The following is a 25,675-nucleotide window of genomic DNA, read 5'->3' as shown; positions in this document are numbered from 1 at the left end:
CAAGGCCCCCATTTTGTCGCCCGGACGCTGACGGAGTCGATCGCCCGGTCACGATCACGGCCGGTGGCGTCCTGAGCGTGGCTGCGCACGAGACGGGTGCAGTACCATATGCGGAGCGGTGCTCCGAGACTGGAGGGAGCGGCGCTGCGTTGCGAGTGAGGTGCATCTTGACGCAGGCGGTTCGGGCCGATGCCCGCAGAAACCGTGATCTGCTCCTGGCCGCGGCGCGGGAGGCCATCGCGGAGCAGGGCACGGGCGCGTCACTTCGTGACGTGGCCCGTCGCGCGGGCGTCGGTATCGGGACGCTCTACCGGCACTTTCCCACCCGCGAGACACTCCTCGAAGCCCTGCTCGAGGACAACTTCGAGGCCATGCGGGCACGGGCGGACGGCCTGCTCTCGGCCGCCGAACCCGGCGATGCGCTCTTGACGTGGCTCGGGGACCTGGCTGCCGCATCGGCCACGTACCAGGGCCTGCCGGAATCGATCATGAATGCTCTGGCGGACGAGACATCGGGACTGCACACGTCCTGCACCCGGATGCGCTCCGCGGGAGAGCGGCTGCTGCACCGCGCACAACGGGACGGCTCGGTCCGTTCCGACGTGAGCGTCACCGAGGTCATCTCACTTGTCCTGGGACTCGCCTGGGCTGCGGAGCGGTCGGTCGAAGCCACCGACCTGGTCGCACGCCTCCTCTCCACGGCGATGTACGGGCTCGTGGACCGCCGCCCGTGACTCGTGTGCGTCAGGCGCGCATGGGCGGCCGTACCCGGGCGCAGCGCCCTCGGCGTCGGCCGCGCCTCCGCTGACACCCACGTTCGTCGGGTCAGTGGTCGCCGTCGGGATCCGAGCGCAGGATGACACCGCCGACGCGTCCCGGCCTTTCGAGTACCTCGACCGCCGCCGCCACGTCAGCCAGGTCGAATTCGCCCGCGATCGGGAACGTCTCCGGCGCCGCCCGCAGCAACGCCATCACCTCCGCGACGTCGGCGAGACTCTGCTCACATGTCGTCTCCACCAGCCAACGGGCGGACGAAACGCCCCTCAGGGTGATGCCGCGGAAGGCGACGTGGAGCGACGGTACGGTGATCGGTTCGTCCGCGAGACCTCCGTAGAACACGATGGTCCCGCCGTCGGCGAGCAGACCGAGGAGGTCGTTCGCCAACTCGCCGCCGACGGGGTCGACGATGACGTCGAGCGCCTCGCCGTCCGCGAACTGCCGCACCTGGTTCTGCCAGCCGGTGTCCTCGGTCGTCACGACCGGGAGCGCGGGGAAGTCCTCGGACAGCCTGTCGGCACCCTCTCGGCTGCGGACCGCACCGATCAGTCGCAGACCTCGCCTGAGAGCCAGTGTGATCAGTACCCGAGCGATCGACGAACCGGCGACGGTGAGCAGAACGGGCTTCGTGACACCGGCACGTCCGGGCGCCGCCTCCTCGATCGCGCGCAGTATGAGGAGCGCCGCCACCGTGTTCGCCAGCGAGACGCAGGCGAGGTCGTCCGGGACGTCGTCCGGTACCGGGAAAACGCACCGCGCCGGTACGGTCGTGACGTCGTCCCATGCCGCCGCGCCCGGGAAGAACACCACGCGCGTGCCCGGGGCCGGTCCGGCCGACGCGTCGACCCCCTCGCCGGTCGCCACGACCGTGCCGACCCCGTCGACACCGAGCGGCATACCGCCGGGAGGCATCGGGACCGGATAGTGACCGCGGATCAGGGCCACGTTGCCCGGGTGCAACAGCCTCTTGGTGACACGTATCGAGACCTCGCCCGCCGCGGGCTTCGGTTCCGCGGCGTCCGTCACCAACCGCAGGACGTCGGCCGGCTCCCCGAACCGGTCGAAGATGAACTTTCTCACTGCGCTGTCTCCTGTGTGCAAGGGTTGAACACCACGACCTCACGAGAGGTGTGGGCCGGTGTCCTCAGAACAGCGTCTTCTCCGCCTCGTGCGTGAACGGGAGGAAGCCGTCGACCTGGCCGTCCAGGACCTTCCTGGCCCACTCGTGGTCGACCAGCAGCGCGCGACCGACCGCGGCGAGGTCGAACTCGCCGCGCGCCAGGCGCTCGACCAGCGGGTCCAGCCCGGCCGTCCCGGCACTGCCCTGCATGAAGTCACCGTTGAGGCCGACCGAGCCGACCGTGATGGCCGCCAACCCGGTGAGCCTCTTGGCCCAGGCCGCAAGGTTCAGATCGGATCCTTCGAACGCCGGTTCCCAGTATCGCCGTGTGGAGGCGTGGAAGGCACTGACGCCGGCGTCGGCCAGAGGAGCGAGCACTGCCAGCAACTCGTCGGGGTCGTCGGCGAGCCTGGCACCGAAGTCGCCGGCCTTCCACTGGGAGAAACGGAAGATCACCGGGAAGTCCGGTGAGACCCTCTCCCGGATGGCCTCCACGATCTCGGCGGCGAACCGTGCCCGTTCGGTCGCGTCGCCTCCGTACTCGTCGGTGCGCCGATTCGTGAAGGCCCAGAGGAACTGATCGATGAGGTATCCGTGCGCACCGTGGATCTCCACACCGTCGAAGCCGATCCGCTCCGCGTCCGCGGCCGCTTGCGCGAAGGCACCGACGACGTCGTCGATGTCCGCGCGGGTCATGGCGCGGCTCCCTCGCTCCACGCCGGTCAGGGTGAGACCGGAGGGTCCGACGGGAGGCGCGTCGGGGAACGGGAGTTGGCCTGGTTCACGGACCATACCGACGTGCCACAGCTGGGGCACGATGCTGCCGCCCACAGCGTGTACGGCCTCGACCACCCGGCTCCAGCCTGCGAGTTGCCGCTCACCGGAGAGGCGGGGAACGGCCTCGTCCAGACCGGCTGACGGGTGGTTGACGTACGTTCCCTCGGTGATGATCAGCCCTACACCGGCCGCGGCGCGACGCGCGTAATAGGCCGCCACGTCCTCGCCCGGGATGCCGCCGGGTGAGAAGGAACGGGTCATGGGGGACATGACGATCCGGTTGGGGACGGTCAGTCGGCCGAGAGTGAACGGGCGGGACAGCACGTCGGCTGCGGAGAGCGTCACTGCAATGCCTCTCGATGGGTGGCGGGTGGGGCTTCTCGCTGAGATGAGGGCTCTCGGAGGCCGTCCTGATGGGCGTGTCCGAGTGGGGGACGTGCAGGGGACCAGGCTTCAGGGCCGGCCGCCCAGGGCTCACATGTGGATGAGGTCGCGGATGATGAGCGGACCGTTGCGCGGAGCGTGCATCCTTCCGCCCTCGACCAGTCCTCCGAGGTCGACGCCGGCGTAGCCGAGCCGGTCCATGAGCGCGCCCACCGACTTCTTCGCCGCCGCGTCGTCGCCGGAGTAGAAGAGCACCCTGTTGCCACCCGCGACACGCGGGTCCTCGGCGAGCAGGGCCGCTGCCAGGTGGTTGAAGGCCTTGACCACTCGGGCTCCTGGCGCGTGGGAGGCCACGATCTCGCTGGACGTGCGGCCGCCGAGGTCAGGAGGCGTCTCGCCGGGCGGGGCGTAGTTGTTCGTGGCGTCGACGAGGATCTTGCCGGTCCAGTCGGGCACCTCCGCCAGCGCGTGCGGGACCTGGTACCAGCCCACGGCCAGTATCACCAGCTCGGCTTCCCCGGCCTCCCTGACGGTGCCCGCCCGGACGCGGCCGTCGAACTGCTTCACGAAAGGCGCGAGTGACTCCGGACCGCGGCTGTTGGAAACGGTGATGTCCTCGATCCGTGCCGCCACCAGACGCCTGGTCAGTGCCTGACCGATGGCGCCGGTGCCGATGATTCCGACGTGCATGTGACCTCACTTCTCGGGGGATTCGTGCGTGCCGCGTTCGGCTGGTGCGGTACCGGTTCGGGCCTGGGCGGTCCCAGGGGCTGACGCGCGTACGTCATCCGCGGCCTGTCCGGGTTGCGGGTGCGGTCACTTCCCCGGTCCCGGCTGCGGGCACGGTCACTTCCCGCGTACCTGAACGCCGGCCCGGAAGACCGCTTCGACCGCGAGGAGGGCCGTGGGGTCCTCGGCTGGATTGCCTCGCACCGCGAGCAGGTCGGCATCGAGGCCTGCCGCGATGCGGCCCTTCCTGCCCTCCACGCGGCACAACCGGGCCGCCAGGCTCGTCACGGACATGAGCGCGTCGAGGGGCGCGATGCCCAGCCGGGTCAGGTCGATCATGCCGTGCGGCAGGACGTCGTGCGGCTTGAAGGGCGCGATGCCGGCGTCCGAACCGATGACGACCCGGGCGCCACGCTGGTGCAGCTCCCGGTTCGTCGCCTGCAACCTGTCTCTGAAGGCGGCGAGCAACTTGGGCGGCTCGACGACGACGCGCGGGTCCACGCCGAGTGACAGACTGACGTACGTGTCGCTCGCCGCTATGGCGTCGATGATGCCGGGTACGGGGTCCACACCGTCGGGGCTGAGGAAGGTGACGTGCTCCAGGCTGTCGACACCTGCTTCGAGAGCGTCTTCAATGGCCCCGGCGCCGTGGGCGTGGGCGGCCACGGGCAGCCCGAGGCGGTGTGCCTCGTCGACCACGGTGCGCAGGTCCTCCCGGCTGTACTGCGAGGCGTGCGGTGGTACGGAGTCGGGCGTCATGGTGCCGCCGCTGGCCATGACCTTGACGACGGCGCAGCCGCGGGCGTGCCGTTCGCGTACGGCGGCGCGCAGCGCCTCGGTGCCCTCGACCTCGCCGCCGAAGAAGTGGCAGTGGCCGCCCGGTGTGGTCAGTGGCGGGCCGGCCGCGAGGATCTCCGGGCCCGACTCCGGCCGGTCTCCGTACTCCTGGACGAGCTGGAGCGAGAGGTAGTTCCGGTCGCCGAGGTCGCGCACCGTGGTGACGCCCGCGTGCAGAGCCGATCCCGCCGCCGTCCGCATGTGTGCCAGCAGATCGTCGTCTCCTGTGGCGAGCAGCGAGGCCACAGGGTCGGCACTGGCGTCGAACGCCAGGTGCGTGTGACTGTCGATCAGACCCGGTAGCAGGCAGGTCTCCTCACCGAGGTCGATGACCTCGGCGCCGTCGGCCGGCAGGGCTCCGGTGCGGTCCACGTGCGCGATGCGGTCGCCCCGCACATACACCGTCGCGGGTCCCGACACCGTGTGTCCGTCGAAGCTCGCCGCTGACGTGCGACGACGTCATCCGGAGCGCCGCTCCGACTATACGAAGCAGTGCTCCGGATGGCAATCCGCGCCTGCATGTCCGTCAGCGAGCAGCGCTCCGCATCAGGTCCGGCGCCGGGGCGCACCGACCACGACAATCCGGTCGGCGGGGCCGAGCCGGTCCTCGTCACCAGCGCTTGCGCCGCGCGCGGACGCCGAACTGGTCCGGATCTTTGTCCTCTGAGTGGAAGAAGTTCACAGGAATCCGTGCACAACTTCTTCCCAGGGTCGGCGGCCACTGCTACGTTCCCTGTCGAAAGCCCGACACTGGTGGCCGAAAAGGGCGGGGAGGGGCACGTGAGACGCATGACGGCTCGACCGGCTAACGCGCACCAGGCCCGCCTGCTGAAGCTGCTGCGTGACGGCGGCCCCAACTCCCGGGCCCAGCTGGGCGACCAGGTCGACCTGTCCCGGTCCAAGCTGGCCGTGGAGGTGGACCGGCTGCTGGAGACGGGCCTGGTGGTGGCCGACGGACTCGCCGCCTCGCGCGGCGGCCGGCGCTCCCACAACGTCCGGCTCAATCCGGACCTCCGGTTCCTCGGCGTCGACATCGGCGCGACCTCGGTCGACGTCGCCGTCACCACCCCGGAGCTGGAGATCCTCGGCCATCTCAACCAGCCGATGGACGTGCGGGAGGGCCCCGTCGCGGTCTTCGAGCAAGTCCTGGACATGGCCGGGAAGTTGAAGGCCGCGGGACTCGCCGAGGGCTTCGACGGCGCCGGCATCGGCGTCCCCGGACCGGTCCGCTTCCCCGAGGGCGTACCGGTCGCCCCACCGATCATGCCCGGCTGGGACGGCTTCCCCGTCCGGGAGGCGCTCAGCCAGGAACTCGGCTGCCCGGTCATGGTCGACAACGACGTGAACCTCATGGCGATGGGAGAGCAGCACGCGGGAGTCGCCCGTACCACGGCCGACTTCCTCTGCGTCAAGATCGGCACCGGGATCGGCTGCGGCATCGTCGTGGGCGGCCGGGTGCACCGGGGCACCACCGGAAGCGCCGGCGACATCGGCCACATCCAGGCGGTGCCCGACGGCCGGCCCTGCGCCTGCGGCAACCGGGGCTGCCTGGAGGCCCACTTCAGCGGCGCGGCCCTGGCCCGGGACGCGACGCAGGCGGCCGGGCAGGGCCTGTCCGCCGAACTCGCGGCCCGGCTGGAGGCGAACGGCACCCTCACCGCCGTGGACGTCGCCGCCGCTGCCGCCGCCGGTGACGCCACCGCGCTCGAACTGATCCGTGAGGGCGGCACCCGGGTGGGCCAGGTCATCGCCGGGCTCGTGTCCTTCTTCAACCCCGGCCTGGTGGTGATCGGCGGCGGGGTGACGGGCCTCGGCCACACCCTGCTCGCCGCGATCCGCACCCAGGTCTACCGCCAGTCGCTGCCGCTCGCCACCGGCAACCTGCCCATCGTCCTCGGGGAGTTGGGACCGAGCGCCGGTGTCATCGGCGCCGCCCGACTGATCAGCGACCACCTCTTCTCGCCCGCGTAGACGCACCGCCCGCGCAAGCCGTCACCGTTCCGCCCGCGCAAGCGACCACCGTTCCGCCGCCCACGTACACCCACCGCCACTTACTCGTGTAACGCCGCTCCCTGGCCGCAGGGCGCTCGCCCCGCTACGCCCTGACACCGGTCCGCACGCCCGCCGAGGGGACTCACATGGCACCAGAACCACCGCTGCTCAGCATGTCCGGAATCACCAAGTCGTTCCCCGGAGTCCGCGCTCTGGACGGCGTCGATCTCGACGTCCAGGCCGGGGAGGTGCACTGCCTGCTCGGCCAGAACGGAGCCGGAAAGTCCACGCTCATCAAGGTGCTGGCCGGCGCCCACCAGCCGGACGGCGGCAGCATCCGCTGGCGGGGCGAGCCGGTCACCCTGCGCTCCCCGATCGCCGCCATGCGCCTCGGCATCGCCACCATCTACCAGGAACTCGACCTGGTGGAGCACCTGTCGGTGGCGGAGAACGTCCACCTCGGCCACGAGCCGACGGCCGCCGGGTTCGTCGTCCGCGGGAAGGCCGCCCGTGCCGAGACGGCGGCGCTGCTGAAGCGGCTCGGGCATCCCGAGATCGATCCGGCCCGCTCCGTCGGGGAGTTGTCGGCGGCCCAGCAGCAGATCGTGTCCATGGCGCGGGCCCTCTCCCACGACGTACGGCTCATCGTGATGGACGAGCCGTCGGCCGCGCTCGATCCCGACGAGGTGGACAACCTCTTCCGGATCGTCGGCGATCTCACCGCCGACGGGGTCGCCGTCGTCTACATCTCGCACCGGCTGGAGGAGATCCGGCGCATCGGCGACCGGGTGACCGTGCTCAAGGACGGCCGGGCCGTCGCCGGCGGACTGCCCGCGAAGACGACCCCGACCCGTGACGTCGTCGCCCTGATGACGGGCCGGAACGTGGAGTACGTCTTCCCCGAGCGGCCCGCCCGGGCGCCGGAGGCCGAGCCCGTCCTCCAGGTGCGGGGCCTCGCCCGGGACGGTGAGTTCGCGCCGCTCGATCTCGATCTGCGTCCGGGTGAGATCGTCGGGCTCGCCGGACTGGTCGGCTCGGGGCGCTCGGAGATCCTGGAGACCGTCTACGGGGCGCGCCGGCCCACCGCGGGCCATGTCGTCGTCGACGGCCGCCGGTTGCGCACCGGGAGCGTCCGGGCCGCCGTACGCGCCGGGATCGGGCTCGCGCCCGAGGAGCGCAAGGCACAGGCCCTGCTGATGCTGGAGTCCGTCACGCGGAACGTGTCGGTGTCCTCCCTGTCCCGCTTCTCCCGGGGCGGCTGGATCGACCGGCGCGGCGAGCGCGGCGCGGCACGGGCCGCGACCCGGGAGCTGTCGCTGCGCCCGGACAACCCGGAGGTGCCCGTGCGCACCCTGTCCGGCGGCAACCAGCAGAAGGCCGTGCTCGCCCGCTGGCTGCTGCGCGGCTGCCGGGTGCTGCTGCTGGACGAGCCCACCCGCGGCGTCGACGTCGGCGCCCGCGCCGAACTGTACGCGGTGGTGCGCCGGCTGGCGGACGAGGGCCTCGCCGTCCTGCTGGTCTCCAGCGAGGTGCCCGAGGTGCTGGGCCTCGCCGACCGCGTGCTGGTGCTCCGCGAGGGCCGCGTCGTGCACACGGCGCCCGCCCAGGAGCTGGATGAACACCGAGTCCTCGACCTCGTCATGGAAGGAAGCCCGGCGTCATGACGCAGCACGTCTCCCCGCCCCGGGACACCGCCGGCCCGACCCCGCCGGCCGGCCGGCTCCCCGTCTGGCGTGGCCTGCCGGCCCGCGCCGACCTCCGTACCCTCTCCCTGCTCGGGGTGCTCGCCGCGCTCGTCGTCATCGGCGGCGTCACCAAGCCCGACGAGTTCCTCGACACCCGCAACCTCCAACTGGTCCTGACGCAGGCGTCCGTGATCGGCGTGGTCACCGTCGGCATGACCTTCGTGATCACCTCCGGCGGCATCGACCTGTCCGTCGGCGCCATCGTCGCCCTCGCCTCCGTGTGGGCGACCACCGTCGCCACGCAGGAGTACGGCTTCGCCGGAATCCTCTTCACGGCGGTGGTCGTCGGCCTCGGCTGCGGGCTCGTCAACGGCCTGCTCATCGCCTACGGCGGAATGGTCCCCTTCATCGCGACCCTCGCCATGCTGGCGTCGGCGCGCGGACTCGCCCTTCAGATCACCGACGGCAAGACGCAGATCGTGACCGTGGACGGCATCCTGGGCCTCGGTGAGCGCGACTCCTACGTGCTCGGTGTCCCGCCGCTGGTCCTGGTGTTCGCGAGTGTGACGGTCCTCGGCTGGCTGCTGCTGAACCGCACCACCTTCGGCAGGCGCACGGTCGCCGTCGGCGGCAACGCGGAGGCGGCCCGCCTCGCCGGCATCGACGTCCGCCGCCAGCGGCTCTACCTCTACCTGCTGTCCGGGCTGTGCTGCGGCATCGCCGCCTTCCTGCTGATCGTGCTCTCCGGCTCCGGCCAGAACACCAACGGCAACCTGTACGAACTCGACGCCATCGCGGCGGCCATCATCGGCGGCACCCTGCTCAGCGGGGGTCGCGGCACCGTCACCGGCTCCGTGCTCGGCGTGCTGATCTTCACGACGATCACGAACATCTTCGCCCTGAACAACCTCCAGAGCGACGTCCAGCAGATCGCCAAGGGCGCGATCATCGTCGCCGCCGTCCTGGTCCAGCGCCGTACCGCGAGCACGACCTGAGGAAAGGGTTCACCACCATGTCACAGCTGACGAGCCGCAGAGGACTGCTCTTCGGGACGGCCGCCGTCTCCGCCGGTGCCTTCCTCGCAGGTTGCACGAGCAATGAGACGAAGGACGAGAAGACGGCCGCGAACGAGCAGCCGGCCGCCGACGACAAGCCCGGCAAGCACGTCACCATCGGCTTCGCCGGACCCCAGGCCGACCACGGCTGGCTGAACGCCATCAACGACAACGCCAAGAGCCGGGCGAAGAAGTACGCCGACGTCACCCTGGAGATCACCGAGGGCTCCAACGACACCGCCCAGCAGATCGGCCAGATCGAGACCCTGATCAACAAGAAGGTCGACGTCCTGGTCATCCTGCCGGCCGACGGCAAGGCCCTCACCCAGGTCGGCCTCAAGGCGATGCGCGCCGGCATCCCGGTCGTCAACCTGGACCGCATCTTCGACTCGGCGCAGGCCTACCGCTGCTGGATCGGCGGCGACAACTACGGCATGGGTCTCAACGCCGGGCACTACATCGGCGAGAAGCTGAAGGACAAGCCGGACGCCCGGGTCGTCGAACTCGCCGGCCTGGACAACCTGGAGCTGACCAAGCAGCGCACCCAGGGCTTCGACGACGCCTTGAAGAACTACCCGAACATCAAGAAGGTGGCCCGGCAGGCGGCCGAGTTCACCGTCGAGTCGGGTCAGGCCAAGATGGCCCAACTCCTCCAGGCGCAGCGGAAGTTCGACGCCCTGTGGAACCACGACGACGACCAGGGCGTGGGCGCGCTGCGCGCCATCCAGCAGGCCGGGCGCGACGACTTCCTGATGGTCGGCGGCGCGGGCGCCCTCTCCGCCTTCCAGGCCATCAAGCAGGACGACGGCGTGCTCAAGGCGACCGTCCTGTACCCGCCCACCATGGCGGCCTCCGCCATCGACCTGGCCCGCGCCCTCGGCCAGGGCAAGGGCGTCGGCGGTCTCGCCGAGTTCGAGATCCCGGCGTCCCTCACCCTCTACTCGGCCGTGGTCGACAGGACCAACGTCGACCGCTACATGCCCACCGGCTTCCGCTGAGCCGGCCGCCCGCACCCCCCACCGCGACACGACGAACGCGCCCCGACGACGAGGAGGACGAGCGCATGGAACAGCCGCAGCAGTCAGCCGGCCCCGAGGCCGCACCGGAGACGGCACCCGGGGCCGCACCGGACGCGGCACCGGAGGCGGCACCCGGAGCCGGGAAACCGCCGCTGCGCGTCGGCATGGTCGGCTACGCCTTCATGGGCGCCGCCCACTCCCAGGGCTGGCGTACCGTGGGCCACGTCTTCGACCTGCCCCGCCGGCCGGAGCTGGCCGTGCTCTGCGGACGGGACGGCGCCGCCGCCCGGGCGGCGGCCGAGCGGCACGGCTGGGCCGCCGTGGAGACCGACTGGCGCGCGCTGATCGCCCGGGACGACGTCGACCTCGTGGACATCTGCACCCCCGGTGACAGCCATGCCGAGATCGCCGTCGCCGCGCTCGCCGCCGGCAAGCACGTCCTGTGCGAGAAGCCCCTCGCGAACACGGTCGCCGAGGCCGAGACCATGACGCGCGCGGCCGAAGAGGCGTACGGGCGGGGGCAGGTGGCGATGGCCGGCTTCAACTACCGCCGGGTGCCCGCGACCGCGTTCGCCCGCCGGATGATCGCCGACGGCCGGCTGGGCACCCTGCGGCACGTCCGGGTGACGTACCTCCAGGACTGGCTGGCCGACCCGGCCTTCCCGCTGACCTGGCGGCTGCGCAGGGAGCACGCCGGTTCCGGCGCGCTCGGGGACCTGGGCGCGCACATCGTGGACCTCGCCCAGTACCTGGCGGGCGAGCCTCTGGCCGGGGTCTCGGCGCTCACGGAGACCTTCGTCCGGGAGCGCCCGCTGCCCGGCGGCCCGAGCCGCGGTCTGGCGGCCGGGTCCGCGACCGGCACCGCCGACATCAGCACCGGCACGGTCACCGTCGACGACGCCGCCGTGTTCACCGGCCGGTTCGCCTCCGGTGCCCTCGCCTCCTTCGAGGCCACCCGGTACGCCACCGGCCGCAAGAACGCCCTGCGCATCGAACTCAACGGGGAGCGCGGCTCGCTCGCCTTCGACCTGGAGCGGCTGAACGAGCTGTGGTTCCACGACGCCACCGAACCCGGCGCCGAGGCGGGCTTCCGCCGCATCCTCGTCACCGAGCCCCAGCACCCGTACCTGGACGCCTGGTGGCCGCCGGGCCACGGCCTCGGCTACGAGCACACCTTCGTCCACCAGGCCCGCGACCTGGTCCACGCCATCGCCGCGGGCACCCGCCCCGACCCCTCCTTCGCCGACGGGCTCCAGGTGCAGCGCGTCCTGGCGGCGGTGGAGGAGAGCGCCGAGAAGAACTCCGTCTACACGCCCGTCGCGGGCTGAAGGAGGCCGCACCTCATGCCGCGTCCGTTCACGCTCTTCACCGGCCAGTGGGCCGACCTGCCCCTGGCCGAGGTCTGCCGGCTCGCCCGCGACTTCGGCTACGACGGCCTCGAACTCGCCTGCTGGGGCGACCACTTCGAGGTCGACAAGGCCCTCGCCGACCCCGGCTATGTGAAGTCCCGCCACCAGCTCCTCGACTCCTACGGCCTGAAGTGCTGGGCGATCTCCAACCATCTCGTCGGCCAGGCGGTCTGCGACGCCATCATCGACGAGCGGCATCAGGCCATCCTGCCGGACGCGGTGTGGGCCGACGGCGACCCGGAGGGCGTACGGCGGCGCGCGGCCGAGCGGATGAAGGACACCGCCCGGGCCGCGGCGGCCTTCGGCGTCGACACCGTCATCGGCTTCACCGGCTCGGCGATCTGGCACCTGGTCGCCATGTTCCCGCCCGCGCCCGAGTCGATGATCGAGCGCGGCTACGAGGACTTCGCCGCCCGCTGGAACCCGATCCTCGACGTCTTCGACACCGAGGGCGTACGGTTCGCGCACGAGGTCCACCCCAGCGAGATCGCCTACGACTACTGGACCACCCACCGCGCCCTCGAAGCGGTCGGCCACCGCCCCGCCTTCGGCCTGAACTTCGACCCCTCCCACTTCGTGTGGCAGGACCTCGACCCGGTCGGCTTCCTGTGGGACTTCCGCGACCGGATCTACCACGTGGACTGCAAGGAGGCCCGCAAGCGGCTCGACGGCCGCAACGGGCGCCTCGGCTCCCATCTGCCCTGGGGCGACCCGCGCCGCGGCTGGGACTTCGTCTCCGCCGGCCACGGTGACGTGCCCTGGGAGGACGTCTTCCGGATGCTGCGCTTCATCGACTACCGGGGACCCGTCTCCGTGGAGTGGGAGGACGCCGGCATGGACCGGCTCCAGGGCGCACCCGAGGCCCTCGCCCGCCTGAAGACCTACGACTTCGAGCCGCCGTCGGCCTCGTTCGACGCGGCGTTCTCCAACTGACCGTATCCGCCGGTCGGTTCACCACTCCGGGACGACGGCGCTGTCCCGGCGTACCACCCGCCCCGTACAACCAGCCCCACTCTGGAGGCCTTTCGTGCACGGGAACGACCGCACCACCCGCAAGGGAACCCACAGATCGCGCCTGCGCAAGGCGCTCGCCCTGTTCGGCGGCACCCTTCTCGCGGGCGCCACCCTCACCCTCACCACGCCCCCGGCCGGCGCAGCCGTCACCGACCAGGGCACCGCCGCGGCGGCCGAGGACTTCCAGCAGGTCACCCTCGCCAAGGGCGAGGCGGAGACCGGCGAGCCGATGTCGCTCGCCGTCCTCCCGGACCGCTCGGTCCTGCACACCTCCCGCGACGGCGAGCTGCGTCTGACGGACGCGGCCGGCAACACCAAGGTCGCCGGCAAGCTCGCCGTGTACTCGCACGACGAGGAGGGCCTGCAAGGCGTCGGCGTCGACCCCGACTTCGCGACGAACCGTTTCATCTACCTCTACTACGCTCCCCCGCTGAACACCCCGGCGGGCGACGCGCCCGAGACCGGCACCGCCGCCGACTTCGCCCCCTTCGACGGCGTCAACCGCCTCTCCCGCTTCGTGCTCAACAGCGACGGCACCCTGGACACGGCCAGCGAGAAGAAGATCCTCGACGTCCCCACCACCCGCGGCCTGTGCTGCCACGTCGGCGGTGACATCGACTTCGACGCGGCCGGCAACCTGTACCTGTCGACGGGCGACGACACCAACCCCTTCCAGTCCGACGGCTACACCCCGATCGACGAGCGCGCGGACCGCAACCCCGGCTTCGACGCCCAGCGCACCGCCGGAAACACCAACGACCTGCGCGGCAAGATCCTGCGCATCAAGGTGAACGCCGACGGCTCGTACTCGATCCCCGACGGCAACCTCTTCCCGCCCGGCACGGACAAGACCCGGCCCGAGATCTACGCGATGGGCTTCCGCAACCCGTTCCGGTTCAGCGTCGACAAGGAGACCGGCATCCTCTACGTCGGCGACTACGGCCCCGACGCCGGCGCCGCCGACCCGAACCGCGGCCCGGCCGGCCAGGTCGAGTTCGCCCGGGTCACCAAGCCCGGCAACTTCGGCTGGCCGTACTGCACCGGCGCCAACGACGCCTACGTCGACTACGACTTCGCGACCAGGACCTCCGGCGCCTCCTTCGACTGCTCCGCCCCGAAGAACACCTCCCCGCACAACACCGGCCTGACCGACCTGCCCCCGGCACAGCCCGCCTGGATTCCGTACAACGGCCCGTCGGTCCCCGAGTTCGGCGACGGCTCCGAGTCCCCGATGGGCGGCCCGGTCTACCACTACGACCCCGCGCTCGACTCGCCGGTCAAGTTCCCCGAGGCCTACGACGGCGACTTCTTCGCCGGTGAGTTCGGCCGCCGCTGGATCAAGCGGATCACCAGCGACGCGGACGGCACCGTGCAGTCCGTCAACGACGTGCCGTGGACCGGCACCCAGGTGATGGACATGGCCTTCGGCCCCGACGGCGCGCTGTACGTCCTCGACTACGGCGTCTCCTGGTTCGGCGGCGACGAGAACTCGGCGCTGTACCGCATCGAGAACGCCACCGACGGCCACTCGCCCGTCGCCCAGGCCGCGGCGAGCCGCACCTCCGGTCAGGCGCCGCTGAAGGTCCAGTTCTCCTCGGAGGGCACGAGCGACCAGGACGGCGACGCGCTCACCCACAGCTGGGACTTCGGCGACGGGACGCGGTCGACCGACGCGAACCCCGCGCACACCTACCGCAAGAACGGCACCTACACCGCGACCGTGACCGCGAAGGACCCCACGGGCCGCACCGGCAGCGCCAGCGTGCAGATCGTCGTCGGCAACACCGCGCCCACGGTGGTGCTCCAGACCCCGAAGGACGGGCAGCTGTTCAGCTTCGGTGACGCCGTCCCCTTCACCGTGAAGGTGACCGACCCCGAGGACGGCCGCCGGATCGACTGCGCCAAGGTCAAGGTCACCTTCGTCCTCGGCCACGACACCCACGGCCACCCGCTCACCTCGGCCACCGGCTGCACCGGCACCATCCAGACCAGCGCCGACGGCGGCCACGACGAGGACGCCAACATCTTCGGCGTGCTCAACGCCGAGTACACCGACGGCGGAGGCGGCGGCCAGGCCGCGCTCACCTCGCACGACCAGAGCGTCCTCCAGCCCCGCCACCGCCAGGCCGAGCACTTCGGCAACGGCTCCGGCGTCTCGGTGATCGCCAAGGAGACGGCGCACGGCGGCAAGACCGTCGGCGACATCGACAACGGCGACTGGATCTCCTTCACGCCGTACGTCCTGGACAACGCCAAGAAGATCACCGCGCGCATCGCCTCCGGCGGCGCGGGCGGCACCCTGGAGGTCCGGGCCGGCTCGGCGAGCGGCACGCTGCTCGGCAAGGCTGCCGTGCCGGTGACCGGCGGCTGGGAGACCTTCCAGGACGTCCAGGCCGACCTGTCCCGCGCCCCGCGCGGCACCACCACGCTCTACCTGGTGTTCAAGGGCGGCGACGGAGCCCTGTTCGACGTCGACGACTTCACCTTCACCACGGGCTGAGAGGAGCGGCGCATGCGCACAGTGACCGCCGTGGCGACGGCCGCGCTGCTTCTCGGCTGCGCCTCGGCACCGGCCGCCTCGCACGACGCGGACGACGGCAAGCGGGTGCTGGTCTTCTCCAGGACGGCCGGCTTCCGGCACGACTCGATCCCCGACGGCGTCGCCGCGCTGCGGCAGCTCGGCGAGAGCGGCGGCTTCACGGTCGACGCCACCGAGGACGCGGGCGCGTTCACCCCGTCCACCCTGCGGCGCTACGACGCCGTGGTGTTCCTGTCGACCACCGGGGACGTCCTCGACAGCGCCCAGCAGGCGGCGTTCGAGGACTACGTCCACCGCGGCGGCGGCTACGTCGGCATCCACGCGGCGGCCGACACCGAGTACGACTGGGCGTTCTACGGCGGCCTCGCCGGCGCCTACTTCCAGTCGCACCCGGCGATCCAGCCGGCCACCGTGCGGGTCGAGGACCGCGCCCACCCGGCGACCTCGGGGCTGGCACGGACCTGGAACCGGACCGACGAGTGGTACAACTACCGCTCCAACCCCCGGGCGAGGGCCCACGTCCTCGCCTCGCTCGACGAGTCGTCGTACACCGGCGGCACCATGAACGGCGACCATCCGATCGCCTGGTGCCAGGAGTACCAGGGCGGCCGGGCCTTCTACACCGGCGGCGGCCACACCAAGGAGTCGTACGCGGACCCGGAGTTCCGCCGGCATCTGCTGGGCGGGATACGGTACGCGACCGGCGCCGTACAGGCCGACTGCCGGCCGGAGACCGGGTACACCAGCCTGTTCGACGGTGACTCGCTCGACGGCTGGCGGCAGGCGGGCCCCGGCTCCTTCACCCTGTCCGACGACGGCACGCTCACCTCGTCCGGCGGGATGGGCCTGCTCTGGTACGCCGACCGGAGCTTCGGGTCGTACTCCCTGAAGCTCGACTGGAAGACGGCCGGCGACGACAACTCGGGCGTGTTCGTGGGCTTCCCGCCCTCGGACGACCCGTGGTCGGCCGTGGACAACGGCTACGAGATCCAGATCGACGCCACCGACGTCCCCGAGAAGACCACGGGGTCCGTCTACGGCTTCCGGTCCGCCGACCTGAAGAAGCGCGACCGTGCGCTGAACCCGCCGGGGGAGTGGAACACGTACGAGATCCGGGTCGAGGGCGAACGCCTTCGGATCTGGCTCAACGGCGTGAAGATCAACGATTTCACCAACACCGATCCGGCCCGGAGCCTCACCGACGGACACATCGGCCTCCAGAACCACGGAGCCGGTGACGAGGTGTCCTTCCGGGACGTCCGGATCAGGGAACTGCCCGTCAAGGGCCACTGAACGGCGGCGGGCGGGAGACGCCGGACTCCCGCCCGCCGTCACCACCCGACCCCGCCTTCGCACCACCCCAACCCCCCACCGCACGGCCTCATCCCCCCACCGCTCCTGGTGTCCGCGCTCGACAAGGAGGCTGCCCATGTCCGCGCCCCCCGCCCCTTCCCCGCGTGTCGGCGTCTGGCTGATCGGGGCCCGCGGCTCCGTCGCCACCACCGTGGTCGCGGGCTGCGCCGCGCTGACCGCGGGCCTGCATCCGCCGACGGGCCTGGTCACCGAGAGCCCGGCGTTCGCCGACAGCGGCCTGCCCGCGCTGTCGTCCCTCGTCTTCGGCGGCCACGACACCACGGACTGCCCCCTGCCCAAGCGCGCCGAACAACTCGCCGCCGGCGGGGTCCTCCCACCCGGCCTCCCCACGGCCGTCGCGGCCGAACTCGCCGCCGCGGACCGGGAGATCAGGACCGGCGGCCCCCTTCCCGGCGACACGCGCGCCGCCGAGGAGCTGATCGCCGCCTTCGCCGAGGACCTGCGCGACTTCGTCCGACGGCACGGGCTGGCCCGCGCGGTGGTGGTGAACGTCGCCTCCACGGAACCGGCCGCGACCGGGACCGCCCTCCCGCCCAGCTCCCTCTACGCGGCCGCCGCCCTGCGCGCCGGCTGCCCGTACGTCAACTTCACCCCGTCCACCGGACTGCACCACCCCGCGCTGGCCCCGCTCGCGGCGGCGAGCGGACTGCCGTACGCCGGCCGGGACGGCAAGACCGGGCAGACGCTGCTGCGCTCGGTCCTCGGCCCGATGTTCGCCCAGCGGGCCCTGGACGTGCGCGCGTGGTCCGGGACGAACCTCCTCGGCGGCGGGGACGGCGCCGCGCTGGCCGACCCGGCCGCCGCCGCGGCGAAGAACGCGGGCAAGGAACGCGTCCTCGCGGACACGCTCGGCGGCGTTCCCGAGGGCGAGGTCCACATCGACGACGTACCGGCGCTCGGCGACTGGAAGACCGCCTGGGACCACATCGCCTTCGCCGGCTTCCTCGGCACCCGCATGGTCCTCCAGACCATCTGGCAGGGCTGCGACTCGGCCCTGGCGGCACCCCTGGTCCTGGACCTGGCCCGCCTGACGGCCCGCGCCCACGAGACCGGCCACAGTGGCCCCCTCACCGCCCTGTCCTTCTACTTCAAGGACCCGATGGGCACCGCCCCGGCATCCCTGTCCGAGCAGCACACGGCACTCCTGCACTTCGCCCACGAACTGGGAGCCCCCAAGTGACCCGCCGCCCCGGCCCCGACCCGGTCACCCGAGACGACACCCCGACACCGAGCGAGCCGCACGACCACGCCCCGCACGAACCCGGCGGGCCCACACCGAGCGCCCCGCACAGCCGTCTTCCACACAGCCACGTGCCCCAAGAACCCGGCAGACCGACGCCGAGCGCACCGCACGGACGCCTGTCGCACGAACCGGCTGGGGCGACACCGAGCGAGCCGAGCGAGCCGCACGACCGCGCCCCGCACCAACCCGGCGAGCCCACACCGAGCGCCCCGCACAGCCGTCTTCCACACAGCCACGTGCCCCAAGAACCCGGCAGACCGACGCCGAGCGCGCCACACGGCCACGTGCCCCACGAGCCCGGCAAGCCGGCGCCGAGCGCCCCGGACAGCCGCCTCCCGCACCAGCCCGACGGACCGGCACGGAGCGAGCCACACGGCCGCTTGCCCCACGGACCCGGTGAGTCGGACAGCCGCGTCCCGCACCAACCGGGCAGGCTGACGTCGGGCGAGCCGGGCGGACGTGGCCCGTGCTTCCCCGGCCGTTCCCGTTCCGCCGGTCGGCTGCGGGCGTGGGCCGAGTTGTTGCGGGTGTCCGCTGTGTTCACCGTGCCCGGGGACGCGCTTGCCGGGGCGGCTGCCGTGGCCGGGCGGCCGGGGCGCGGGAGTCTGCTCGCCATCGGTTCGTCGCTGTGCCTGTACGAGGCCGGGATGGCGCTGAACGACTGGGCCGACCGGGCCGAGGACGCCGTGGAGCGCCCGCACCGGCCCCTGCCGTCCGGCAGGATACGGCCCGCCGCCGCCCTCACCGCGGCCTGCGCACTCACGGCCGCCGGGCTCGCCCTGGCCGCCCGCGCGGGACGCCCGGCGCTGGCGGTCGCCACCCCGCTCGCGGCCACCGTCTGGTCGTACGACCTCCTGCTCAAGCGGACCCCGGCGGGACCGGCCGCGATGGCCGCCGCCCGCGCGCTCGACCTGCTGCTCGGCGCCGCCGCCGGTGCCGGACGCGTCCGACCGGCCCTGCCGTCGGCGGCCCTGCTCGGCACGCACACGCTCGCGGTCACGGCCGTCTCGCGCCAGGAGACCCGCGGCGGCTCTCCGCTCGCCCCGCTCGCCGCGCTGGCCACCACCGGCGCCCTGACCCGGCTCCTCCCCGACCGCCCGCTCACCACCGCGCTCGCCCTCGGCTACGCCACGACCACGGCCCGCCCCTACCTCCACGCCGCCCTCAACCCGTCGCCCCCGCTCACCCAGCGCGCGGTCGGCGCCGGCATCCGCGCCACGATCCCCCTCCAGGCCGCCCTCGCCGCCCGCGCCGGAGCCGGTACGACCGCCCTGATCACGGCGGCCCTCGGCCCCCTGGCCGCCCGCTTGGCCAGAAGGGTGAGTGTCACATGAGCCTCGTCCGTGCCCGCCAGGGCAACGACGCCCTCACCGCCCACGCCCGAGCCGACAGCACCGCCCCGGTCACGGCAACCACCCCCGGCCCACCGACCATCCACGCCCGAACCGATACAGCCGCCCCGGTCACCGCGACCCCCGACCGGAAAGGGAGCGCCACGTGAATCCCCCGCGCTACGGCTACGGCACCAACGGTCTCGCCGATCTCCGGCTGGACGACGCCCTCGCCCTGCTCGCCGACCTCGGGTACGACGGTGTCGGGCTGACCCTCGACCACATGCATCTCGACCCGCTCGCCCCCGGCCTCGCCGACCGTACCCGGCGGGTGGCGCGGCGTCTGGCCGGGCTGGGGCTCGACGTGGCCGTGGAGACCGGCGCCCGTTATGTCCTCGATCCGCGTCGCAAACACGGACCCTCGCTGCTGGACCCGGACCCCGAGGCCCGCGCCCGGCGCGTGGACCTGCTGCTGCGGGCGGTCAGGGTGGCCGCCGACCTCGGCGCCACGGCCGTGCACTGCTTCAGCGGAACCGTTCCGCCGACCGACCCCGGCCCGGCCCCGGCGTGGGATCGGCTCGCCGCCTCCCTCTCCCCCGTCCTCGACGCAGCCGAGTCCGCCGGCGTCCCCCTCGCCGTCGAACCCGAACCCGGCCACCTCCTGGCGACCCTCGCCGACTTCCACCACCTGCGCCGCCTCCTCGGCGACCCGCCCGCGCTCGGCCTCACCCTCGACATCGGCCACTGCCAGTGCCTGGAGCCGCTGCCGCCCGCCGACTGCGTACGCGCCGCCGCGCCCTGGCTGCGACACGTCCAGATCGAGGACATGCGGCGGGGCGTGCACGACCATCTCCCGTTCGGCGAGGGCGAGATCGACTTCCCGCCCGTCCTCGCGGCGCTCGCCGCCACCGGTTACCGGGGGCTGACGGTCGTGGAGCTGCCCCGCCATTCCCACGCCGGCCCCCACCACGCCGCGACCTCCCTGCCGTTCCTCCGCCGCGCGGCCACCCGTATCCCGGCCGCCGTGCCCGAAGGGAGTACACCGTGACCCGTTCGACCGCCGCCGCGGCGCCCTCGCCCGACGCGCTGCGCGACCACCTCGACGCGCACCTCGACCCGCCCGCGCGCGCCTGGCTGCGAGCCGCCCTGGCCGAGGCCGCCGACCACCCCGGCGGACACGGCCCGATCTCCGCGTGGGAGCTGCGCCTGGCCGAGGCCGGCCGGCGCTGCGGCAGCCGGCACGCCGACGCCGCCCGCGTCCTGATCCTGCACACGGCCCGCGCCGACCTCGCCGCCGTCACCCGCGTCTACCGGCAGGGAACCGCCGCCGAACGCCGGGCCGTGCTGCTCGCCCTGCCCCACCTCGTGCCCGGCCCCGACGCGCTCCCCCTCGTCGAGGACGCCCTGCGCACGAACGACACCCGGCTGCTCGCCGCCGCCGTGGGCCCCTACGCGGCCCGCCATCTCGACCCCCACGGCTGGCGGCAGGCCGTACTGAAGTGCCTGTTCACCGGCGTCCCCGTGGAGGCGGTCGCCGGTCTCGCCGAGCGCGCCCGCGGCGACGCCGAACTCGCCCGGATGCTCACCGACTTCGCGGCCGAGCGCACCGCCGCCGACCGCCCCGTCCCCAGCGGCCTGTACCGCGTGCTCGCCCTCGCGGAGTCCGGCAAGGAGGCCTCCTGATGCGCCTGTTCGACCCGCACATCCACATGACGTCCCGGACCACCGACGACTACGAGGCCATGCGCGACGCGGGTGTCCGCGCGGTGGTCGAGCCGTCGTTCTGGCTGGGCCAGCCCCGCACCTCCCCCGCCTCCTTCCTCGACTACTTCGACTCGCTGCTGGGCTGGGAGCCGTTCCGCGCCGCCCAGTACGGCATCGCCCACCACTGCACGCTCGCCCTCAACCCGAAGGAGGCCAACGACCCGCGCTGCGCCCCCGTCCTGGACGAGCTGCCGCGCTACCTCGTCAAGGACCAGGTCGTGGCGGTGGGCGAGATCGGCTACGACGCGATGACCCCGGCCGAGGACAAGGCCCTCGCCGCGCAGCTCCAGCTCGCCGCGGACCACGGCCTGCCCGCGCTCGTGCACACCCCGCACCGCGACAAGCTCGCCGGTCTGCGCCGCACGCTCGACGTCGTCCGGGAGTCCGCCCTGCCCGTCGACCGGGTCCTCGTCGACCACCTCAACGAGACGACCGTGCGGGAGGCCAAGGACAGCGGCTGCTGGCTCGGCTTCTCCGTCTACCCCGACACCAAGATGGACGAGCGGCGGATGGTGGCGATTCTGCGCGCCCACGGCCCCGAGAAGGTGCTGGTGAACTCCGCCGCCGACTGGGGCCGCAGCGACCCGCTGAAGACCCGCCGGGTGGCCGACCTGATGCTGGCCGAGGGCTTCACCGAGGACGACGTCGACCGGGTGCTGTGGCGCAACCCGGTCGCTTTCTACGGCATGAGCGGCCGGCTGGAGCTGGAGGTCGTCCCGCCGGAGGCCACCCACGAGGGCAACTCCCTGCTGCGCGGCGGGGAGTGAGCGATGCGCTTCCGACACCCGGACGGTACGACCGTCCACCTCGCCTACTGCACCAACGTCCACCCCGCCGAGACCCTCGCCGGCGTCCTCGCCCAGCTGCGTGACCACTGCGAGCCCGTCCGGCGCCGGCTCGGCCGCGACCGGCTCGGCATCGGCCTGTGGCTGGCCCACGACGCGGCCCGCGCGGTGGACACCGATCCGGCCGCGCTGCGCACCCTGCGGCAGGAACTCGACCGGCGCGGTCTGGAGGTCGTCACCCTCAACGGTTTCCCGTACGAGGGCTTCGGCGCCGACGAGGTCAAGTACCGTGTGTACAAGCCCGACTGGGCGGACCGCGAGCGTCTGGAGTACACCACCGCGCTCGCCCGCACCCTCGCCGCGCTGCTGCCCGACGACGTCGCCGAGGGCAGCGTCTCCACCCTGCCGCTCGGCTGGCGCACCACCTGGACCCCCGACCGCGCCGAAGCGGGCCGGGCCGCCCTGCGCACGCTCGGGCAGCGCCTGGACTCGCTGGCGGAGCTGACCGGCCGCTCGGTCCGCGTCGGCCTGGAACCGGAGCCGGGCTGCATCGTGGAGACCACGGCGGACGCCCTCGCACCACTCGGCTCCGTCGGCCATCCCCGCGTCGGCGTCTGCGTCGACACCTGCCATCTCGCGACCTCGTTCGAGGACCCGACGGCCGCGCTGGACGCCCTGGCCGCCTCACCGGTGCCGGTGGTGAAGGCACAGCTCTCGGCGGCGCTGCACGCCGGGCACCCCGGCCGGCCCGAGGTGCGTACCGCCCTCGCCGGCTTCGCCGAGCCCCGCTTCCTGCACCAGACCCGCGCGCTCACCGACGCCGGAGTGCGCGGCACCGACGACCTGCCCGAGGCCCTGGCCGGCGACGCGCTGCCGACGGACGCACCCTGGCGGGCCCACTTCCACGTCCCGCTGCACGCGTCCCCCACCGCGCCGCTGACCAGCACCCTCCCCGTCCTGCGCACGGCCCTCGCCCGGCTCGTCGGCGGGCCGCGCCCGCTCACCCGTCACCTGGAGGTCGAGACGTACACCTGGCAGGCGCTCCCGCCCGCCCTGCGCCCGCGCGGCCGGGACCGGCTCGCCGACGGCATCGCCGCCGAACTCGCCCTGGCCCGCGACCTGTTGACCGACCTGGGTCTGAAGGAGCTGCCATGACCGAGCGGAACCCCACCCCGCTCCTCGTCCTCGACGTGGTCGGTCTCACCCCCCGCCTCCTCGCCCACATGCCCCATCTGAAGGCCCTCGCCGCCGCCGGTTCCCAGGCGCACCTCGGTACCGTGCTGCCGGCGGTCACCTGTGCCGCCCAGTCCACCTTCCTCACCGGCACGCTCCCCGCCGAGCACGGCATCGTCGGCAACGGCTGGTACTTCCGCGAACTCGGCGAGGTCCTGCTGTGGCGCCAGCACAACGGCCTGGTCGCCGGGGACAAGCTGTGGGACGCCGCCCGCCGCGCCCACCCCGGCTACACGGTCGCCAACATCTGCTGGTGGTACGCCATGGGCGCCGACACGGACATCACCGTCACCCCGCGCCCCGTCTACTACGCCGACGGCCGCAAGGAACCCGACTGCTACACCCGGCCGGCTGCCCTGCACGACGAACTCACCGACCGGTTCGGCACGTTCCCGCTGTTCCGCTTCTGGGGCCCGGGCGCCGACCTGGTCTCCAGCCAGTGGATCATCGACGCCACCCGGCACATCCTGCGCACCCGGCAGCCCGATCTGACGCTTTGTTACCTACCTCATCTCGACTACGACTTGCAGCGCCACGGCCCCGACGACCCCCGCTCCCTGCGAGCCGCCGCCGACCTCGACGCCGCCCTGGCACCGCTGCTGGACGACGCCCGCGCGGAGGGCCGTACCGTCGTGGCGCTGTCCGAGTACGGCATCACCCCGGTGAGCCGGCCCGTCGACATCAACCGCGCCCTGCGCCGCGCCGGCCTGCTGGAGGTCCACACCCAGGACGGCATGGAGTACCTGGACCCGATGGCGTCCCGCGCCTTCGCCGTGGCCGACCACCAGATCGCCCATGTGTACGTCCGCCGCCCCGAGGACCTGGCGGCCACCCGCGCCGCCCTCGACGGCCTGCCCGGCATCGACCGGCTCCTGGACGACCAGGGCAAGAAGGCCCACCACCTGGACCATCCGCGCTCCGGCGAACTGGTCGCCGTCGCCGAACCGGACGCCTGGTTCACGTACTACTACTGGCTGGACGACGCCCGCGCCCCCGACTTCGCGCGCCTGGTGGAGATCCATCGCAAGCCCGGCTACGACCCGGTCGAGCTGTTCATGGACCCCGAGGACCCATATGTCAAGGTCAGGGCGGCGACGGCCCTGGCCCGCAAGAAGCTGGGCCTGCGGTACCGCATGGCGGTCGTCCCCCTCGACCCCTCACCGATCCGGGGCAGCCACGGCCGCCTCCCCGCGAGCGACGACGACGGTCCGCTCCTGTTGTGCTCCACCCCCCGCGCCGTCGGCGACCGCATCGCGGCCACCGACGTGAAACCGCTCCTGCTGCACCTCGCCGGTCTCACCGCCGACGACCCGTCCAGAAAGAGGCACCCGTGAACATCAGCCAGCACACCGATGACGACCTGCGCCGCAGCCTCGGCATCGGGCGCCGCCGCTTCCTGAGCACCTGCACCGCCGTCGCGGCCGGCGCCGTCGCCGCCCCCGTCCTCGGTGCCGCCCCCGTCCAGGCCGCGCCCCGGGCCGTGGCCGACGGCAGGGGCCAGGCCCTCGTCCCCGCGGACAAGCGCGGCATCATCCTCTACACCGTCCGCGACGCCATCGGACGGGACCCGCTGTCCACCTCGCTGCCGTCCGGCTTCCGCGCCGTGTTCGAGCAGCTCGCCCGCTTCGGCTACCGCCAGGTCGAGTTCGCCGGCTACGGACAGCACGCGAACGCCCCCGGCGGCGCGAACCTGGAATCCGTCGAGGGCGCCAGGCTGCTGCGCCGCTGGCTGGACGACTCCGGCCTGCGCGCCCAGGGCAACCACGGCTTCATTCCCGGCTCCTGGCCGCTGACCACCGCCGACCTGGACACCTTCAAAAAGCACCTGGAGATCGCCAACATCCTCGGCATGGCCCACATGGGCACCGGCGCCGACCCCACCAGCAGCCGGTACAAGGCGGACTGGGACGTGGCCGCCGACAAGTGGAACGCCCTCGGCGAGATCGCCCGCCGCGCGGGGCTGAAGCTGTACACCCACAACCACGACGCCGCCTACGACTTCCTCCTCGACGGCGGACCGCTGGACGCCCAGGGCAGGCCGACCCGCAGCTCCGGCATCCGCAAGCTGGAGTACTTCCTGTCCGTCACCGACCCGAAGCTGGTCTGGCTGGAGATGGACGTCTTCTGGGCGCACGTCGCCCAGTACAAGTTCCGCGCCTACACCGCCCACGACGGCTCCACGCGCACGAACGTCTTCGACCCGGCGGGCCTGGTCACCCGCCACGACAAGCGGTACCCGCTCTTCCACGCCAAGGACGGCGTCGTGAACACGACGAACGGCATGGGCTACGACATGGTCCCGTTCGGAACCGGGGTCATCGACTACACGACGTTCTTCTCCCGAGTGGGCCACCGCAATTACCACAACCCGATGGTCGAGCAGGACAACGCCCCGAGCGCGGCCAACCCGGCCCAGTCCCTGGAACACGCGGCCATCGGCTACCGCAACCTGGCGGCACTGCGCCGCTAGCGGCTTTCCTCTCCCAGCGGCCGGGGCCGGCGGAACTCGGCCCAGGGGGGGGGCGGGGGGGGGGGGGGGGGGGGGGGGGGGGCGGGGCGGGGGGGGGGGGGGGGGGGGGGGGGGGGGGGGGGGGGGGGGGGGGGGGGG

At 72.7% G+C, this 25,675-nt stretch carries 21 protein-coding genes; 17 read left to right on the top strand and 4 right to left on the bottom strand.

The window, feature by feature from the left end:
• Positions 1-167: 167 nt before the first annotated feature.
• A complete protein-coding gene (locus ACZ4WH_RS40085; protein ID WP_468190303.1) occupies positions 168-734 on the top strand; it encodes a TetR/AcrR family transcriptional regulator in 567 nt (188 codons plus the stop codon).
• A 91-nt stretch (positions 735-825) separates the two neighbouring features.
• Here the strand turns inward: ACZ4WH_RS40085 and ACZ4WH_RS40080 are convergent, their stop codons facing one another.
• The 4 genes from ACZ4WH_RS40080 to ACZ4WH_RS40065 form a co-directional block, all read right to left on the bottom strand.
• Positions 826-1,857 (bottom strand): zinc-binding dehydrogenase, encoded by a 1,032-nt coding sequence (locus ACZ4WH_RS40080; protein WP_468190301.1) that lies wholly within the window; start codon positions 1,855-1,857, stop codon positions 826-828.
• A gap of 64 nt (positions 1,858-1,921) precedes the next feature.
• Positions 1,922-3,019: an NADH:flavin oxidoreductase gene (locus ACZ4WH_RS40075; RefSeq protein WP_468190300.1), complete on the bottom strand. Its 1,098-nt coding sequence runs from the start codon at positions 3,017-3,019 to the stop codon at positions 1,922-1,924.
• A 129-nt stretch (positions 3,020-3,148) separates the two neighbouring features.
• On the bottom strand, positions 3,149-3,748 hold the full coding sequence (locus tag ACZ4WH_RS40070; RefSeq protein ID WP_468190299.1) for an NADPH-dependent F420 reductase: 600 nt from the start codon (positions 3,746-3,748) through the stop codon (positions 3,149-3,151).
• Positions 3,749-3,904: 156 nt separating this feature from the next.
• Positions 3,905-5,044, bottom strand: a complete 1,140-nt coding sequence (locus ACZ4WH_RS40065) for an amidohydrolase family protein (RefSeq protein ID WP_468190297.1) — start codon at positions 5,042-5,044, stop codon at positions 3,905-3,907.
• 369 nt (positions 5,045-5,413) lie between these two features.
• On the opposite strand from ACZ4WH_RS40065, the gene ACZ4WH_RS40060 reads away from it, so the two are divergent.
• From ACZ4WH_RS40060 to ACZ4WH_RS39985, 16 genes are all read left to right on the top strand, one after another.
• Positions 5,414-6,595 (top strand): ROK family transcriptional regulator, encoded by a 1,182-nt coding sequence (locus ACZ4WH_RS40060; RefSeq protein ID WP_468190295.1) that lies wholly within the window; start codon positions 5,414-5,416, stop codon positions 6,593-6,595.
• 167 nt (positions 6,596-6,762) lie between these two features.
• Positions 6,763-8,280, top strand: a complete 1,518-nt coding sequence (locus tag ACZ4WH_RS40055) for a sugar ABC transporter ATP-binding protein (protein ID WP_468190293.1) — start codon at positions 6,763-6,765, stop codon at positions 8,278-8,280.
• A complete protein-coding gene (locus ACZ4WH_RS40050) occupies positions 8,277-9,296 on the top strand; it encodes an ABC transporter permease (RefSeq protein ID WP_468190291.1) in 1,020 nt (339 codons plus the stop codon). The genes ACZ4WH_RS40055 and ACZ4WH_RS40050 overlap by 4 nt, the downstream gene beginning before the upstream one ends.
• A gap of 17 nt (positions 9,297-9,313) precedes the next feature.
• On the top strand, positions 9,314-10,354 hold the full coding sequence (locus ACZ4WH_RS40045) for a substrate-binding domain-containing protein (RefSeq protein WP_468190289.1): 1,041 nt from the start codon (positions 9,314-9,316) through the stop codon (positions 10,352-10,354).
• 65 nt (positions 10,355-10,419) lie between these two features.
• A complete protein-coding gene (locus tag ACZ4WH_RS40040) occupies positions 10,420-11,703 on the top strand; it encodes a Gfo/Idh/MocA family protein (protein WP_468190287.1) in 1,284 nt (427 codons plus the stop codon).
• A 15-nt stretch (positions 11,704-11,718) separates the two neighbouring features.
• The gene (locus tag ACZ4WH_RS40035; protein WP_468190285.1) at positions 11,719-12,717 is read left to right on the top strand and encodes a sugar phosphate isomerase/epimerase family protein; all 999 of its coding nucleotides are present in this window, start codon (positions 11,719-11,721) and stop codon (positions 12,715-12,717) included.
• A 94-nt stretch (positions 12,718-12,811) separates the two neighbouring features.
• The gene (locus ACZ4WH_RS40030) at positions 12,812-15,298 is read left to right on the top strand and encodes a PQQ-dependent sugar dehydrogenase (RefSeq protein WP_468190284.1); all 2,487 of its coding nucleotides are present in this window, start codon (positions 12,812-12,814) and stop codon (positions 15,296-15,298) included.
• A 12-nt stretch (positions 15,299-15,310) separates the two neighbouring features.
• Complete coding sequence (locus ACZ4WH_RS40025) at positions 15,311-16,630, top strand: ThuA domain-containing protein (RefSeq protein ID WP_468190282.1); 1,320 nt, start codon at positions 15,311-15,313, stop codon at positions 16,628-16,630.
• Positions 16,631-16,766: 136 nt separating this feature from the next.
• Positions 16,767-17,891: an inositol-3-phosphate synthase gene (locus ACZ4WH_RS40020; RefSeq protein WP_468190280.1), complete on the top strand. Its 1,125-nt coding sequence runs from the start codon at positions 16,767-16,769 to the stop codon at positions 17,889-17,891.
• A 497-nt stretch (positions 17,892-18,388) separates the two neighbouring features.
• Positions 18,389-19,288 carry an SCO3242 family prenyltransferase gene (locus ACZ4WH_RS40015; RefSeq protein ID WP_468190318.1) on the top strand — a complete coding sequence of 300 codons (900 nt, stop codon included), beginning with the start codon at positions 18,389-18,391 and terminating at the stop codon, positions 19,286-19,288.
• Between the two features lie 163 nt (positions 19,289-19,451).
• A complete protein-coding gene (locus ACZ4WH_RS40010) occupies positions 19,452-20,333 on the top strand; it encodes a sugar phosphate isomerase/epimerase family protein (RefSeq protein ID WP_468190278.1) in 882 nt (293 codons plus the stop codon).
• Positions 20,330-20,968 carry an EboA domain-containing protein gene (locus ACZ4WH_RS40005; RefSeq protein ID WP_468190276.1) on the top strand — a complete coding sequence of 213 codons (639 nt, stop codon included), beginning with the start codon at positions 20,330-20,332 and terminating at the stop codon, positions 20,966-20,968. Before ACZ4WH_RS40010 ends, ACZ4WH_RS40005 begins: the two co-directional genes overlap by 4 nt.
• A complete protein-coding gene (locus ACZ4WH_RS40000; RefSeq protein WP_468190274.1) occupies positions 20,968-21,816 on the top strand; it encodes a TatD family hydrolase in 849 nt (282 codons plus the stop codon). The genes ACZ4WH_RS40005 and ACZ4WH_RS40000 overlap by 1 nt, the downstream gene beginning before the upstream one ends.
• 3 nt (positions 21,817-21,819) lie before the next feature.
• A complete protein-coding gene (gene eboE / locus ACZ4WH_RS39995; protein ID WP_468190272.1) occupies positions 21,820-22,989 on the top strand; it encodes a metabolite traffic protein EboE in 1,170 nt (389 codons plus the stop codon).
• Positions 22,986-24,401, top strand: coding sequence for a nucleotide pyrophosphatase/phosphodiesterase family protein (locus ACZ4WH_RS39990; RefSeq protein WP_468190270.1), 1,416 nt, complete (start codon positions 22,986-22,988; stop codon positions 24,399-24,401). The genes eboE and ACZ4WH_RS39990 overlap by 4 nt, the downstream gene beginning before the upstream one ends.
• A complete protein-coding gene (locus ACZ4WH_RS39985; protein WP_468190268.1) occupies positions 24,398-25,537 on the top strand; it encodes a sugar phosphate isomerase/epimerase family protein in 1,140 nt (379 codons plus the stop codon). The genes ACZ4WH_RS39990 and ACZ4WH_RS39985 overlap by 4 nt, the downstream gene beginning before the upstream one ends.
• The last annotated feature ends 138 nt before the right edge of the window (positions 25,538-25,675 follow it).

The organism is Streptomyces sp. NPDC029138 (assembly GCF_055564375.1).
Note: the sequence above shows the minus strand (reverse complement) of the source record. Positions and strands in the feature narration are given on the sequence as shown.

What these genes read in the sequence shown, in the direction of transcription:
- ACZ4WH_RS40070 (WP_468190299.1), bottom strand. Translation starts at nt 3,748, where the DNA reads ATGCACGTCGGAATCATCGGCACCGGCGCCATCGGTCAGGCACTGACC.
- ACZ4WH_RS40060 (WP_468190295.1), top strand. Translation starts at nt 5,414, where the DNA reads ATGACGGCTCGACCGGCTAACGCGCACCAGGCCCGCCTGCTGAAGCTG.
- ACZ4WH_RS40055 (WP_468190293.1), top strand. Translation starts at nt 6,763, where the DNA reads ATGGCACCAGAACCACCGCTGCTCAGCATGTCCGGAATCACCAAGTCG.
- ACZ4WH_RS40050 (WP_468190291.1), top strand. Translation starts at nt 8,277, where the DNA reads ATGACGCAGCACGTCTCCCCGCCCCGGGACACCGCCGGCCCGACCCCG.
- ACZ4WH_RS40045 (WP_468190289.1), top strand. Translation starts at nt 9,314, where the DNA reads ATGTCACAGCTGACGAGCCGCAGAGGACTGCTCTTCGGGACGGCCGCC.
- ACZ4WH_RS40040 (WP_468190287.1), top strand. Translation starts at nt 10,420, where the DNA reads ATGGAACAGCCGCAGCAGTCAGCCGGCCCCGAGGCCGCACCGGAGACG.
- ACZ4WH_RS40035 (WP_468190285.1), top strand. Translation starts at nt 11,719, where the DNA reads ATGCCGCGTCCGTTCACGCTCTTCACCGGCCAGTGGGCCGACCTGCCC.
- ACZ4WH_RS40025 (WP_468190282.1), top strand. Translation starts at nt 15,311, where the DNA reads ATGCGCACAGTGACCGCCGTGGCGACGGCCGCGCTGCTTCTCGGCTGC.
- ACZ4WH_RS40020 (WP_468190280.1), top strand. Translation starts at nt 16,767, where the DNA reads ATGTCCGCGCCCCCCGCCCCTTCCCCGCGTGTCGGCGTCTGGCTGATC.
- ACZ4WH_RS40000 (WP_468190274.1), top strand. Translation starts at nt 20,968, where the DNA reads ATGCGCCTGTTCGACCCGCACATCCACATGACGTCCCGGACCACCGAC.
- eboE (WP_468190272.1), top strand. Translation starts at nt 21,820, where the DNA reads ATGCGCTTCCGACACCCGGACGGTACGACCGTCCACCTCGCCTACTGC.
- ACZ4WH_RS39990 (WP_468190270.1), top strand. Translation starts at nt 22,986, where the DNA reads ATGACCGAGCGGAACCCCACCCCGCTCCTCGTCCTCGACGTGGTCGGT.